Origin of the sequence: Streptomyces spinosisporus (genome assembly GCF_022698145.1) — a bacterium.
GTDB lineage: Bacteria > Actinomycetota > Actinomycetes > Streptomycetales > Streptomycetaceae > Streptomyces > Streptomyces spinosisporus.
On record NZ_JALDAX010000003.1, the window covers coordinates 405,015 to 419,300 of the forward strand.

Annotated in this window: 11 protein-coding genes; all 11 read left to right on the plus strand. The window is 69.1% G+C overall.

From position 1 onward, the window contains the following. Positions 1 to 33 precede the first annotated feature (33 nt). The 11 genes from MQN93_RS10085 to MQN93_RS10135 are packed head-to-tail and all read left to right on the plus strand — an operon-like array spanning position 34 to position 14,216. Complete coding sequence (locus MQN93_RS10085) at positions 34 to 1,080, plus strand: BtrH N-terminal domain-containing protein (protein WP_278190558.1); 1,047 nt, start codon at positions 34 to 36, stop codon at positions 1,078 to 1,080. After that, positions 1,077 to 3,149 carry a molybdopterin-containing oxidoreductase family protein gene (locus tag MQN93_RS10090; protein ID WP_242709181.1) on the plus strand — a complete coding sequence of 691 codons (2,073 nt, stop codon included), beginning with the start codon at positions 1,077 to 1,079 and terminating at the stop codon, positions 3,147 to 3,149. Before MQN93_RS10085 ends, MQN93_RS10090 begins: the two co-directional genes overlap by 4 nt. Further along, complete coding sequence (locus MQN93_RS10095; RefSeq protein WP_242709182.1) at positions 3,142 to 3,831, plus strand: class I SAM-dependent methyltransferase; 690 nt, start codon at positions 3,142 to 3,144, stop codon at positions 3,829 to 3,831. Before MQN93_RS10090 ends, MQN93_RS10095 begins: the two co-directional genes overlap by 8 nt. Continuing rightward, positions 3,828 to 4,505 carry a hypothetical protein gene (locus MQN93_RS10100; RefSeq protein WP_242709183.1) on the plus strand — a complete coding sequence of 226 codons (678 nt, stop codon included), beginning with the start codon at positions 3,828 to 3,830 and terminating at the stop codon, positions 4,503 to 4,505. Before MQN93_RS10095 ends, MQN93_RS10100 begins: the two co-directional genes overlap by 4 nt. Beyond that, positions 4,492 to 5,478: a BtrH N-terminal domain-containing protein gene (locus tag MQN93_RS10105; protein WP_242709184.1), complete on the plus strand. Its 987-nt coding sequence runs from the start codon at positions 4,492 to 4,494 to the stop codon at positions 5,476 to 5,478. Before MQN93_RS10100 ends, MQN93_RS10105 begins: the two co-directional genes overlap by 14 nt. Next, complete coding sequence (locus MQN93_RS10110) at positions 5,475 to 6,848, plus strand: phenylacetate--CoA ligase family protein (protein WP_242709185.1); 1,374 nt, start codon at positions 5,475 to 5,477, stop codon at positions 6,846 to 6,848. The genes MQN93_RS10105 and MQN93_RS10110 overlap by 4 nt, the downstream gene beginning before the upstream one ends. Further along, on the plus strand, positions 6,845 to 7,093 hold the full coding sequence (locus tag MQN93_RS10115) for a ferredoxin (protein WP_242709186.1): 249 nt from the start codon (positions 6,845 to 6,847) through the stop codon (positions 7,091 to 7,093). Before MQN93_RS10110 ends, MQN93_RS10115 begins: the two co-directional genes overlap by 4 nt. Before the next feature lie 7 nt (positions 7,094 to 7,100). Beyond that, positions 7,101 to 8,567: a tryptophan 2,3-dioxygenase gene (locus MQN93_RS10120; protein WP_242709187.1), complete on the plus strand. Its 1,467-nt coding sequence runs from the start codon at positions 7,101 to 7,103 to the stop codon at positions 8,565 to 8,567. Positions 8,568 to 8,578: 11 nt separating this feature from the next. Continuing rightward, positions 8,579 to 10,087, plus strand: a complete 1,509-nt coding sequence (locus tag MQN93_RS10125; protein WP_242709188.1) for a 4-hydroxyphenylacetate 3-hydroxylase N-terminal domain-containing protein — start codon at positions 8,579 to 8,581, stop codon at positions 10,085 to 10,087. Further along, a complete protein-coding gene (locus MQN93_RS10130; RefSeq protein WP_242709189.1) occupies positions 10,084 to 13,167 on the plus strand; it encodes a flavin reductase in 3,084 nt (1,027 codons plus the stop codon). Before MQN93_RS10125 ends, MQN93_RS10130 begins: the two co-directional genes overlap by 4 nt. Continuing rightward, positions 13,164 to 14,216, plus strand: coding sequence for an AMP-binding protein (locus tag MQN93_RS10135; RefSeq protein ID WP_242709190.1), 1,053 nt, complete (start codon positions 13,164 to 13,166; stop codon positions 14,214 to 14,216). The genes MQN93_RS10130 and MQN93_RS10135 overlap by 4 nt, the downstream gene beginning before the upstream one ends. Positions 14,217 to 14,286: the final 70 nt, after the last annotated feature.

Genomic DNA, 14,286 nt, shown 5'->3' on the forward strand with positions numbered 1-14,286 from the left:
CGGCATCTGCGCACGACGCGATTGGGAATCCCTATGCGCTTGGCGACATTCCAGCCCCAGCTCGGCGTTCACTGTGAGACGACCACCCTTCGGAACATGATTCACCATGCCGGTGCCGACATCTCCGAAGCCATGCTGTTCGGCCTCGGCCAGGGGATCGACTTCCAATACTGGGACGCTCCCGATCCTGGTCGGAGCGCGCCCATGCTCACCGGCCGGATCGGACCCGCCCAGCTGTCCCGTAACGCCTGCGTTGCCCTTGGTGCGGAATTGCGCGAATCGCACTCACCCGACGCGGAATCCGCTCGCGCCGCAGCGGTGCGGCTGCTCGACGCGGGACATGTCGTGGGCGTGTCCGTCGACATCTTCTACCTCGACTACTTCGCCTCCCGCAGCCACTTCGCGGCCCACTACATCGCGCTGTACGGCCTGGACGAATCCCACGCCTACGTCGTCGACACCGATCAGCAGGGCGGCGCGCTGACACTCCCGGAGGAGTCACTGCGCCGGGCCCGCGGCTCCGACGAGGGATTCATGCCCTCGCCGAATCTCCAGATGTACGTGGAGCAGCTGCCGGCACGGCTGGTCGACCACACCGACGCGGTCCTGTGCGAGCAGATCTGGAAGGCCATCCTGCCTACCGCGGAGAGGATGACCACGGACCGCGGACCGCGCTTCGGCCTCGGCGCCCTGCGACGGGCCGCCTCCGAGATCGCCCGCTGGAGCGACACCCTCGCCTGCGCAGACGAGGCAGACGAGACCGTGCAGGGCGTCGGCCGCTTCTGGCGCTTCGCCGGAACCGGCGGAGCGAACTTCCGCAAGCTCTACCGTGAGTTCCTGCTCGAGGCGCGACAGCGCTACGACGACCCTGAACTCGGTTCGCTGGCCGACGACTTCGGCGATATACAGCAGCAGTGGGACCAGGCCATCGAGATGCTGATGGCCTACCGCGGCGCGGACGGCGGGCGAAGGCAGCTGGAAGACGTCGCGGCACGGCTCCACTCGATCGCCGACGCCGAGCAGTCCATCTTCGAAGGGCTGCTCGCGCTGGCCACCAAGCGGGCGGGTGAGCCGGCGTGACGAGCACCCAGGTGAAGTCCATCTGCCGTATGTGCCATGGCGGTTGCGGCGCCATCGTCGATGTCACGGACGGCGTTCCCACCGACATCCACGGAGACCCGGACAATCCGACGAGCGAGGGCTACTTCTGCATCAAGGGCAAGGCCTCGCTCGACCTGCTGCACAGCCCGGACCGGTTGACGACACCGTTGGTGCGGACCGGCCCGCGCGGCTCGGGCACGTTCGAGCCGGTCAGCTGGGAAGCCGCCCTCGACCGCATCGGAAGCGAACTCGCCGCGACCATGGACCGGCACGGACCCGAGTCCGTCGTCCTCGCCCAAGGCACCGACCGCAACTACCAGGAGTGGGTGTTCCGGCTCGCGAACGCGATCGGCACGCCGAATGTGGTCGGCCCGGCACACGTGTGCTTCTACCCCCGCGTCATGGCCTCGATCATGACGTACGGCGGATTCACCTTCTGCGACTACGACGGGGATCCCGAGGTCGTTCTGCTCTGGGGCAGCAACAAGCCGAGCACCCACTCCGACGGCGTGATCGGCGTCAAGCTGCTTCGCGCCGTGGAACGGGGCAGCCGCGTCATCACCGTCGACCCGCGACGCACGCAGACCGCGACCCGTTCCAGCCTGCACCTCGCGGTCCGGCCCGGCACCGACTGCGCGCTGGCCCTCGGCATGATCAGGCTCGTCATCGACGAGGGCTGGTACGACCGCGACTTCGTCGCCGCGCACACCTCGGGGTTCGACGAACTCACCGAGCACGTACGGGCGTACGACCTCGAACGGGTCGCGCGGATCACCGGCCTCACACCGCAGCTCATCCACGACGCGACCCACGCCTACGCGCTTGCGTCCCGGGCCTGCATCGAGGCCGGAACCGGTCTGTCGCAGAACGAGAACTCCTTCGACACGCACCGCGCCATCGCCATCCTCGCCGCGATCTGCGGAAACCTCGACGCTCCGGGTGGGGACGTCATCTGGGACCCGATGCCGATCGAGGGCCGGCGCGCCTTCCCCCGGTCGGACCTGCTCCCGCCGGAGCAGGCCAGGAAGCGGATCGGCGGCGACAAGCACAAGATCCTTTCGATGTCCGGCTGGGTCGCACCGGGGGACCTGCACGAGGCCATCGTGAGCGGGGCGCCGTACCCGATCACCTCGATGGTGATCTTCGGCAGCAACATCCTGGCCTCGCACGAAAACACCGAGCTGGTCCGCCAGGCGCTCGCCAAGCTGGACCTGGTCGTCGTGTGCGACCTGTTCATGACGCCGACCGCCCGGCACGCCGACGTGGTACTGCCGACCTCGAGCTGGCTCGAACGCGATCAGATCGTGGAGTTCAACTCCTACATCGCGGCCCGGCAGAAGATCGCCACGGTCGACGGCTGCCGCTCGGACGAGGAGATCATCCTCGAACTCGCCCGGCGTCTCGGTCTGAGCCGGCATTTCTTCCCCTCGCTGGAAGCCGCTCTCGACGCCAAGCTGGCCGGCATCGATCTCACCTGGGAACAGTTCAGGAAGATCGGCTACATCCGGAACGAGAAGCGCTATCACAAGTACCGCGACCGCGGATTCGCCACCCGCTCCGGACGCGTGAACCTGATGAACAACGGGCTGCGCGCCATGGGTTACGAGCCCTTTCCGGCCTTCCGACGGCCGCCGGACGCGGATCCGGACCTTCCGTACGTGATGACCAGCGCCCATTCGCGGCAGTTCTACAACACCGAGTTCCACCAGTTGCCGACCACGTCGCGCAGCCAGAGCACGGCGCGCGTGACCGTTCATCCCAGAACCGCGGAGCGGGAAGGGCTGTCGGACGGTGAGGAGGTGGACCTCTTCACCCGGGCCGGTGGGCGCGGGGTGCGCATGACGGTCAAGATCTCCGACTCCGTCGCACCGAACGTCGTGATGGCAGACGCCGGCTGGTGGTATCCGGGCGAGTCCTCGATCGACGAGGCGCTCAGATCCTCGGTCAATCTCCTGACGAACAACGACCGTTCCGACGTGCATATGGGGAGCGCGACGATGAGAGGTGTAGCGGTGGGAATCCGGCGGCTGGAGTCCGGCCGTGGCTAGGGCGCGAGGCACCGTCGCCGCCCGCGTACCGGAGACCGACGAAGGCCTGCAGGGCGACGAACTGGCCTTCAAGTACGACGAGATGCAACGCCACATCCGGGACAACGGCTGGCTCCAGGAGAAGGTCGACGACATCCTGAAGTCCGGGATCAACTCCGGTGAAGTCCTGGAACTCGGATGCGGACCGGGCTACTTGGGCCTGGAATGGCTCGCGCAGGCCGATGCTTCAGCCCGGCTCGTCGGCCTCGACATCTCACCGGCCATGCTGCGGCGGGCGAGCGCCAACGCGGACGAGTACGGCGTCACCGCGCGATGCGTCTACGCATGCGGCACCGTGCTGGCGCTGCCGTTCGAGGACGGGCGCTTCGACCACGTCATCAGCGCGTCCTCGCTGCACGAATGGGCGGACCCGGTGACCGCCCTGCTGGAAATGCACCGCGTGCTGAAGCCGGGGGGACGGTACGTCATCTCCGATCTGCGCCGGGACGTCGACCGGACGACGTTCCAGTTCATGAAGGCGAACATCGCCGCCGACATGCGGCCGGGCTTCCGGACCTCGATCCAGTCCTCGTACACCAAGAGCGAGATCGAGGAGTTGCTGCACGGCACCGTGCTCGCGACGGCCGTCGTCACGCAAGTCCAGATGGGCAACGTCATCACTGGCAGGAAGGACGCGCCATGAATCCACTTGCGGGAAGGTCGCCGGCCATCACCGCCACGCGTGACGGGCGCTTCCCCGACCGGGCCGGCTTCGGCCGCTCCTGGGAGGAGATCCTCGAGACCTCGGCCATCTGGCAGGGCCTCGACTGCGGGCAGTACCTGAAGGCCTGGTGCGGCTACGCGCCCGACCATGTCGTCGAGCGGTTCGCAGGCGTCAACCACATCGGCATCTACATGGGCGACTACGACCACGACGACGAGGTGTTCGGCTGGCACGCCCACCTCCATGACCTCCGGACGTCCGGCCAGGTCACCACCGTCGAGATGGGCCCCTCGTACATCTCACCCCGGCAGTACGGCACTCCGGGATGGTGGAACTCGATCGTTCTCGCCGACGGACGTGTCATCGAGATGTTCGCCTGCCGCCGCTACGGCCCCTGGGCGGACCGCTCCGCCGACGAGCGGGGGCGGCTCATGTCGCACGTCGCCGTCGACGTGCACACCGACACCGACGTCCGCCACGTCCTGGACCACCTCGACCAGGCCGTCGATCACCTCGAGAAGATCGCGTTCACCGAGGCGGACGAACTGGGCCACACCTACGGGCACGTGCGCAACAACGACAGCGACAGCGTGCTCGAGATCGTGTACGAGGCGCCGCGCGCCGGGACGGGGCACAGCGATGGCAGTCATTGACATCTCGCCGTACTCCGGTGACCACTGCGAATCCACCACGCTGCTCAACATGCTCCGCAACCACGACATCGAGCTGAGCGAACCGCTGATCTTCGGGCTGGGGCAGGGCCTGTCGTTCCTGTACTGGCACTCCAAGCAGATGCCCACCCCCTTCCTCGCCGGCCGGGTCAAGCCGGACCAGCTCATCCGCAATGTGGCGGACGCCCTCACCCTCGAACTGCGGGCGCAGGAGACCGCGTCGGCGGCGAAGGCCGAGGCCACCCTGCTCCAGGCGCTCGACGAGGGCGACGTGGTGGGACTCAAGCTCGACCGCTACCACCTCGACTACGCCCACGAGAACCACCACTTCGCCGCCCACTACCTCGCCTGCATCGGCTACGAGGATGACCGCTTCGTCGTCGTCGAGACCCGCTCCCTCGGAGTGCAGTCGACCTCACGCGAAAGCCTGACCCAGGCCCGCTCCGCCAGGGGACCCATGTGCTCGCGCAGCCTCGCGGTCCGGGTGGGCCCCGGCGGCTACGAGGAATCGGTCCTCGCGAAGGCCTGCCGGTCCTCGATCCTGGCCACCGCACAGGAGTTCCTCGATCCGCCGATCACCAACATGGGCTTCAAGGGGATCACCAAGGCCGCCTCGCTCATGCGGAAGTGGCCCGAACGCCTCGACCGCCCCGCCGAGGCCATGGGCATCGTCGGCACCAGCATGGAGGAAGGCGGGACGGGAGGCGGCCTCTTCCGCACCATGTGGGCGCAATTCCTCGAAGAGGCCTACGAGTTGACCGGCATCGAAGCCTACGACGAGGTCGCCGTCGAGTACCGCCGGATCTCCGAACGCTGGACGGAGGTCGCGAACCTGCTGCGCGACGCCGACGACACCACCGTCCGTCCCGCACTCGAGGAGGCCGCGTCGATCGTCGACGTCCTCGCGAACGACGAGCGTACGGCGATGGCACGGCTCGAGGAGGCCTCACGATGACCACGATCGCCCGGCCGACCGGCCACGACCCGCGCGGCAGGCTGCACGACACCCTCGTCTCCCGCGTCGACATCGCCCGCAAGGTCGCCGCCGTCACCTCACTGGACCGGCAGGCACTCGACGACTGGGCGGCCCAGGCGCTCGCCGCAACCGTGGAACACGCCTGCCGCAACTCACCCTTCTACGCCGACCACGTACCGGCCGACGTCGCCGAAGCGGCCGCGCAGGGCCGTCCGCACGCCTTCGAGGCCATTCCCTTCACCACCCGTGAACACCTCTCCGCCGCCTACCCGCTGGGCATGCTCGCCGTGCCCCGGCGCGAGGTCATCCGCTTCGACGAGAGCTCCGGAACCGGCAACGGACGCCCGATCGCGGCCTTCTTCACGATGGCGGACTGGCTGGAGAACAACCTCACCGTCGCCGGCCTGCTCGCCACCGTGCTCGACGAGCGAGACGTCGCCGCCATCGCCGTTCCCTACGAACTCGCCGGAGTGGGTCAGGACCTCGACCGCGCCATCGAGATCCTCGGCTGCACCATCGTGCCGCTCGGCGCGGCCTCACCGTCCTGCACACCGGATCGCATGGTCGACGCCCTGCTGCGGTCGGGCGCCACCACCCTCGTGTGCTCCGGAACACGCGCCCTGTTCCTCGGCGAGATCGCCCGCCGACGCGGCATCGACCCGCGCCGGGACCTCGCCGTGTCGAAGATCCTCATGGCGGGGGAGGGCGCCTCGCCCGCCAAGAAGCGCCGCCTGGCCGACCAGTGGGGCGCCGTCGCGTACTCGATGTTCGGCATGACCGAGACCAACACGCTGGCCATGTTCTGCCCGGACCGGGAACTGCACCTGGTCGAGACCCGCACGTTCTTCGAGGTGGTCGATCCCGCAACCGGCCGACGGCTGCCGGACGGCTCCGTCGGCGAGCTGGCCGTGACGACACTGGCCGGCCGTGCCATGCCACTGCTGCGCTACCGCACCGGCGACGTGTGCCAGATCGAGGCGGCGCCGTGCGCCTGCGGATCCCCCGCGCGCCGGCTGCGCCACCGCGGCCGCATCGGTGACCGGATCCCGGTCGGCGACCGCTGGACCTCCCAGCTGGAGATCGAGGACATCGTCCTGGGCGCCATGACCACCGCGCCGTACTACTTCGCCTTCGACATCGACGGCAACGCCCTGGAGATCGCCCTGCCGCCGGCGAGCGCCGACGACACGACCCGCACCGCGATCGCGGCGGGCGTCCGGGAGCGGCTCGGCGCCTCCACGCGCTTCGGCCGCCTGGACACCGACCGGTTCGAGACGGCGCTGCGCACCTCGGCCAAACCGACGATGCGCAACTTCAGTGCCTACGCAGGAGGGAGGGACCGACGGTGAGGGTCGAACTGCCGCTTCCCACACGTCTTCCGCTCGACGGGCGCTTCGAGATCGACGACACCTGCATCGACTGCAAGCTCTGCAACGACCTGGCGCCCGACAACTTCGAAGCAGACCTCGACAACGACATCCACTACGTGTGCAAACAGCCCGAGACACCCGACGAGCTGGAGCGGGTCCTCGACGCATTCGAATCCTGCCCGACCGAATCGATCCGGTACGCAGCGGGGCCTACTGAGGAGTGATGGCGCAATGGCAAGCCTGGACGATCCGGCCATAGCCCGCGGGTGCCCCGGCCGGCAGATGACCGAACTGGGACCGGTGGCCGACAGCTACGACCAGCTGCACCGCATCGACCTGCTCGGCGAGGCACGGGCCGCACGAGGGGTGCAGGAGGGCACGTACGACTCGACGGTCTGCGCCGTCTTCCAAGCCTCGGAAGTGGCCCTGCTCAACCTGGCCCGGCTGGCCCGCAGGACCCAGACGTGCCTGCTGGCCGACGACATCCCCACCGCCTCCCGCTACGGCCAATGGGCCCTCGGATTCCACCGGTTGCTGCGCAAGCTCGGCACGGCGACCTTCACCACCCGAAGCGTCTTCGGATCCGCCGTATCCGACCGGACCGCGACCCTGAGCATCTCCGAATCCGCCGGCTACGCGGCCTACGTCGACGCCCACCAGGAACTGGAGGACGCGGCCAAAGCCTCGCTGCTGACCGCCGCGCCCGAGACGACCCGCACCGCCATCGCCACCAAGAGCATCGACGACCCGCTGTATCGCGTACTGCACGGCCTGCGGATCGGCTGCCACGACGCGACCAAGTGGGAGAGCGACCTCACCGCCGTCCCCATCGGCGTGAGCCGCAGCACCGACGAGCTCATCTCCGCCGAGACCCTGGCGCGGGCGGTCGCCGCCACCGAGCTCAACGCGGCCACCCTGCACGGGGAGTTCGTCGCCCTGCACCAGATCCCGGAGATCCTCTGCGCCGAGGCCAACGACCACCTCGAGGTCGCCATCCGGGCCATCCGGGCCTCGGCCCTGAGCCGGGCCGCGCAGCACCTGACCGTCTGCCGGACGCTGCTCGCCCCGGTCGTCGAGGCGCAGCGGGTGATGGCCGAGCATCTGGCGACCGGCGAGTATCACGAGTTCCGGACCAATCTCGGGCCCGCCAGTGGCACCCACTCGCTGTCGATCAAACAGCACATGTTCCGGGACCTGTTCAAGCACATGTGGAACGACCTCGAGGCCTGGCTGACCTCGCTCGGCGGCTCGTCGCTGGAGGAGACCGTCCGTGACCTCGACGCCCGCCGCCACGACGACCCGGCGGCCTGGCTCCGGCACACCGTGGTCGATCAGGCCTTCCAGTTGCACTCCGCCCACCAGCAGTGGCGGCACGAACATCTGCACATGCCCCGCAACTGCCTGGGCAGCGGCGGCACCAAGTCCATGATCGGCATACCGGACGGGCCCCAGGCCGTCTACAAGATGCGCGACGCGGCCAACGCCCAGCACTCTCTGGCCGCGATCCACCGCGCCCGCCGCACGAGCCTGGCCAACGCCGTACCGGACTCGCCCCTGGCCAAGCTCATCACCGATCCGAGCTCGCTCGACTCCGAGCTGATGCGGGTCGTGGGCGAGGCGACGCGCGAGTACTTCCCCCAGGTGCAAGAGCAGAGCTATCAGCCGTTCCGGTCCGGTGCGGCTGAGCGGAACCCGTAGGAGCGCGGACGGTGACCACCGCAGAACCCCAAGCCTCTGACAGCGACCGCACCACCGACGGGACCGCCCTGCTGCCGGGCTCGCCCGGCGGGGCCTGGCGCGGGTCCGACTACATCGCCAGCATCAAGGACGAACGGGAAGTCTGGTGCGACGGACGCCGCGTCGACGTGACCGGCGACCCGAAGTTCCGGCCCATGCTGACCACGCTCGCCGGCCTGTACGACGCCCAGCACCTGCCGGACCGGGCCGACGAGATGCTCCACCGCTCGGACACCTCCGGCAACCTGGTCAGCCTGTCGTACCTGGCGCCGGCCGACCGGGACGAACTGAGCCGCAAGTGGGCCAACTCCCACCGATGGGCGGAAGCCTCCTACGGCCAGCTCTCCCGGGTGCCCGACTTCATGTCGAACGTCGTGGTCGGCCTCTACGACTTCCGCCACGAACTGGCCAAGGTGGACCCGGAGTTCGGCCGTAACGCGGAGAACTACTACCACTACTGCCGCGAGAACGACCTCACCCTCACCCACGGCCTGGGCGATCCCCAGATCGACCGCTCCTCCACCCCCGCCGAGCGGCCGGAACTCGGGCTGCGGGTCGTACGGCGTGGCGCCGACGGCATCGTTGTACGGGGCGCCAAACAGATCGCCACCCTCGCGCCCTACGCCCACGAGGTGCTCATCTACCTCTCGCCCGCGAACTACCTGCGCGAGGACCCCAGTTACGTCTGCTGGTTCGCCGTGCCACTGGCCACGCCCGGCCTGCGCGTCCTGTGCCGTACGTCGTACACCGACCCCGGCGTCTTCGGCGGCCTCGCGGCGCACTACGACGAGCAGGACGCCATGCTGGTGTTCGACGACGTGTTCATCCCCATGGACCGGGTCTTCCTGCTCGACGACTCCGCCACCGCCGTCCGCGGCTTCGGCGAGCTGAACAAGTGGTCGCTCTACACCGGCCAGCTGCGCTACTACCACCGGCTGCGCACCATGCTCGGTGTCGCGTCGCTGCTGGCCCAGGCGATCGGCGTCGAAACGTTCCGACAGGTCGGCGATCTCCTCGGCGAACTCACCTCGTACGTCGAGATCGTGCGACTGGGCCTCGCCGCCGTCGACGCCGAATGCCGCCCCACCACCTCGGGACTGCTCGCTCCCGGCTCCACCGCCGCCCTCGACGCCGTTGCCGACGGCTTCTCCACCCGGGCCTCGGCGATCATCCGGCAGATCGGCGCCTCGGGCCTGATCATGCAGCCCTCGGAAGCCGATCTGCGCACGCCGGATCTGCGCACGGTGCTGGACACCTACATGTGCGGGCGCGAACTCGGGGTCAAGGACAAGTCCCGCCTGTTCCGGCTCGCCGCCGATCTCGTCGTCGACCGCTTCGGCATGCGCCAGGAGCTCTACGAGACGTGGAACCGAGGCGACCCCGCCCGGGTCCGCTCGATGCTCTACGCCCGCTATCCCGACCTGCAGCGCTGCGAAACCCAGGCCCGCAAGCTGGCCGAAGGGCGGATCGACCACACATGAGTCTCGACAGCATTCGGCTCGAAGGAGTCACGACCCACAACCTGAAGTCGGTCGACGTCTCCTTCCCCAAGGGAAAACTGGTCGTCGCCGCGGGCGTCTCCGGATCGGGCAAGTCGTCCCTGGTCATCGACACCCTCTTCGAACACTCCAAGACGCTGTACCTGGGCGCCCTGTCCAGCAAGTCCCTCGACATGGGCGACGGCGACTACCAGTTCGACCGGATCGCGGGCACACAGCCCCCGGTGGCACTGCGTCAGCGCGACGGAGGCTACTCCAACCCCCGCTCGACCGTGGGCACCCTCACCGGCCTCGACGGCCTGTACCGGCTGCTGTTCGGCGCCGGCTCGCGGCCGGTCTGCCCGGCCTGTCTCGGCCCGACCGGCGCGGACCTGTTCTGCGACGACTGCGGATGCTTCGCCGAACCGCACACGGCGAAGCATTTCAGCCCGAACCGCAAGGAAGGCAAGTGCCTCGCCTGCGACGGCATCGGCGAACTCGTCGGCTTCTCACTGGAGAAGATCATCCCGGACCGGTCGAAGACGCTCACCGAGATCTGGGACGGCGCCGACTCCGGAACGTTCGCCGTGCCCAACGTACGCAAGGCCTTCGAGGCGATGGCCGCGGACATCGGCCTGGACCTCGACCTGCCGTTCGAGAAGCTGACCCCCGAGCAGACCGAGCGTGTGCTGCACGGCTCGGACACGATCTACACGCTCAAGATCCGCAAGGTCACCAACGACTTCCGCTTCGAGGGCATCCTGGGCTTCCTGGAACGCGCCTACCGCAACGCGTCGTCGGCCGCCCGGAAGAACGCCTTCGCCAACTACCTGGCACGGGAGGTCTGTTCCGGCTGCCGGGGAGGGCGACTGCGCCCCGAGTCGCTCAAGGCCACGGTGGCCGGCCACACCTTCCACGACTTCCAGAGCGACGAACTGTCGCGCTCCATCGACCGGCTGCGCCAAGGACTCGCCTCCGGTGACGTACCGGCGCAGGTCCGCGAGCTCGCCGCCGCGATCGTCAAGCAGAGCGCGAACATCGAGGAGGTCGGCCTGGGCCACCTGCAGCTGCGGCGGCCGGTCACCACCCTCTCCGGCGGTGAACTGCAACGGCTGCTGCTGGCCCAGCACCTGGCGAGCGACCTGACCGGAGTCATGTACGTCCTCGACGAACCGACCGCCGGACTGCACGAGGCCGACACCGGAAAGATCCTCAACTCCCTGCGGCGGCTGCGCGACCTCGGGAACACCGTCATCGTCATCGAGCACGACGAGTCGGTGATCCGCGCAGCCGACTGGATCGTCGAGCTGGGGCCCGGCGCCGGAACCCGCGGCGGCGAGATCGTCTTCGAGGGCCGGTTCGCCGACCTGCTGAACCACGCCGACTCGCCGACGGCGACCGCGATGCGGTCGGACAGGCCCTCGCGGACGAAGACCGACCTCACCGCCGCGCCCTGGCTCGAGGTGCACGGCATCACCCGCAACAACCTCGTGGACGTGACCGCCACGTTCCCGCTCGGCGGGCTGACCTGCGTCTCCGGCGTGTCCGGCGCGGGCAAGAGCTCACTGGTGGCCGGCATCCACGAGTCGGTCTCCCGCGCCATCGCCCAACGCTCGAAGGGCACGACGGCCGGGACCACCGGCATCGACGGAGTCGACGCCCTGGACGACGTCATCTACGTCGAGCAGCGCCCCATCGGCCGCTCCAGCCGCAGCACACTCGCCACGTACATCGGCATCAGCGACCACGTCCGCGACGCCTTCGCCGCCAGTGCCGACGCGGCCGAACGCGGCCTCGGCCGGGCCGAGTTCAGCCCGAACGTGGCCGGCGGGCGGTGCGAGTCCTGCAAGGGACTCGGGCTGGCCGAGATCGAGATGACCCTGTTCAAGAGCGAGTTCATCGTCTGCCCCGAGTGCGACGGCCGCCGCTTCCAGGAGCATGTCCTCGACGTACGGCTGGACGGCAGGAACATCTACGACGTCCTGTCGATGACCGTCGAAGACGCCCTTGAATGGTTCGACCCGGAGAACTGTCCCAAGGTCGTCCGAGCACTGCGCGTACTGGACGAGTTCGGGCTGGGCTACCTCCAGCTCGGCTGCTCCACGACCACGCTCTCCGGCGGCGAGGCGCAGCGCCTCAACCTCGCCGGCGAACTGCTCAAACAGCGCCGCAGCCACACCCTGTTCATCTTCGACGAGCCCACCCGCGGCCTGCACGCGGCCGACATCCGCCATCTGCTCGCCCTGTTCGAGCGGCTGCTCTCCACCGGCAACACCGTCGTGGTCATCGAGCACGACGTGAAGGTGATCGCCCTCGCGGACTGGGTGATCGACCTCGGGCCCGGCGCGGGCCGCGACGGCGGCCGGCTGGTGCACAGCGGCACCCCGGAGGAACTCGCCACCAACCCGGCCAGCGTGACGGGCCGGTACGTGCGCAGCCTGCGTGAGGGACCCGACGCGACCACGCCCGCGCGTGAGCCCGCCCGAGACGTGAACGTGGACGGATGCGGAAATGTCAACGGAGAGGGAACCGGGCGGCCGAGCCCGACGCCCGACCTCGGTGCCATCGGGGACCTCCTGCCGCAAGCCGTCACGGTGGTCGCCGGCACTGCACCGCAGTCCGGGCAGAACGGACCGTCACCGTACGGACTGGTCATCGGCTCGCTCACCGTCGTGTCCGAGGAACTCGCCCTGATCGGCTTCCTGGTGCGCTCACGCAGCACCAGCTGGGCCGCCATCGCGGACACCGGCCGGTTCTGCGTCAACATCCTCGGCGAGGACCAGAAAGACCTGTCGGACGCCTTCTCGCAAGGCAGGCCGGACAGCCGCTTCGACGCCCTCTCATGGACGCCGTCCGTCAACGGCTGCCCCCGGCTCTCCGGCGCCCTCGGAACGATCGACTGCGCGGTGAAGTCGACATACCAGATCGGCGGCCACCAGTTCGTCCTGGCGACGGTCGTCGACGTCGACGTCGACATCGACGCCGACACCGACCGCCGGCCACTGCTGCGCGCCGAACGGGACAACAGCGCGCCCGACGACCACGGGTGGCGTCGATTCGCCCGGGAAACGGAGGCCAGGTGACCACGACCACGCCCATCGCCACGCACTACGAGCAGTTCCTGCAACTCCTCACCCGCGACCCACGCGACACCCGCGGCACCAGCGACACAGCGCACGGCCGTGACGCCGTCCACGCGCGCTACGGCGAACGGGTCGCCCCCTCGGGCGCAGCACAGCCGATCGTGATGACCCGCGACGAGTGGATCCTCAACCAGATCGACCTGACGCTGGCCCTGGACAGGCTGCTGACCCAGGACGACGTCGTGGTCTCGGCCGTACCGTACGAACTGTCCTTCATCGGCGCCGAGATGGACCGCGTGATCGAGATGGTCGGCGCCTCGGTGATCAGCGTCGGGACGAGCAGGACCATCTGCCCGATGCCGCGGCTGCTCGATCTGATCGAGCAGTACGAGGTGACGGCCCTGGCGTGCTCGCCGAGTTTCGCCGCGGAACTGGCGAGCCTCGCCCTCTCGCAAGGGCAGCGGCCCGAGGACTCGACGATCCGCGCCGTCATCTGCGCGGGCGAGGCCTGCTCCACCGAACGTCTCGACCGCATCGGCGCCGTTTGGGCGGCAACGACCTGCGCTCTCTACGGGACGCCGACCACACCGACGACGGCCGTCGCCTGTGAGCACGGCCGACTGCACCTGTGCGGGAACCGGCACCGCGCGGAGGTCCGCGACGGGCACCGCGGCGAACTGCTCCTGGACGGCGCACCGACCGGCGAACTCGTCGAGCTGTGGCCGGCGGACCGGCGTTGCGACTGCGGTGCCGCGAGCCGGGTCCTGGTCCCGCTCGGCAGCCTGGCCGCGGCACTGCCCGGACCCGAAGGGCCCGTCTCGGCGGTGGACGTGGAGCGGATCGTGTTCCAACACGCCGGTCTCGCGCCCCACTTCGCCTGCGACAGCAGGGCCGGCGTCTTCCATGTGACCTGCGCCGTGGCCGACCCCACGACGCCGGCCGATGGCGCCCTGCACCGGCTGATCCGCGGCCGGATCGTCGACGCGCTCGGCGTCGAGGCCGAGGTCACCGTCGTCGATGCGAAGGACTGGAGCACCGCCACGTCATGACCTGCACCCGGCCGCGGCGAGCCATGGCGGCGGCCGACCCACCGGTGGCATCGCGCATCGCGAGGAGACA

What these genes read in the sequence shown, in the direction of transcription:
- MQN93_RS10085 (WP_278190558.1), top strand. Translation starts at nt 34, where the DNA reads ATGCGCTTGGCGACATTCCAGCCCCAGCTCGGCGTTCACTGTGAGACG.
- MQN93_RS10100 (WP_242709183.1), top strand. Translation starts at nt 3,828, where the DNA reads ATGAATCCACTTGCGGGAAGGTCGCCGGCCATCACCGCCACGCGTGAC.
- MQN93_RS10105 (WP_242709184.1), top strand. Translation starts at nt 4,492, where the DNA reads ATGGCAGTCATTGACATCTCGCCGTACTCCGGTGACCACTGCGAATCC.
- MQN93_RS10110 (WP_242709185.1), top strand. Translation starts at nt 5,475, where the DNA reads ATGACCACGATCGCCCGGCCGACCGGCCACGACCCGCGCGGCAGGCTG.
- MQN93_RS10120 (WP_242709187.1), top strand. Translation starts at nt 7,101, where the DNA reads ATGGCAAGCCTGGACGATCCGGCCATAGCCCGCGGGTGCCCCGGCCGG.
- MQN93_RS10130 (WP_242709189.1), top strand. Translation starts at nt 10,084, where the DNA reads ATGAGTCTCGACAGCATTCGGCTCGAAGGAGTCACGACCCACAACCTG.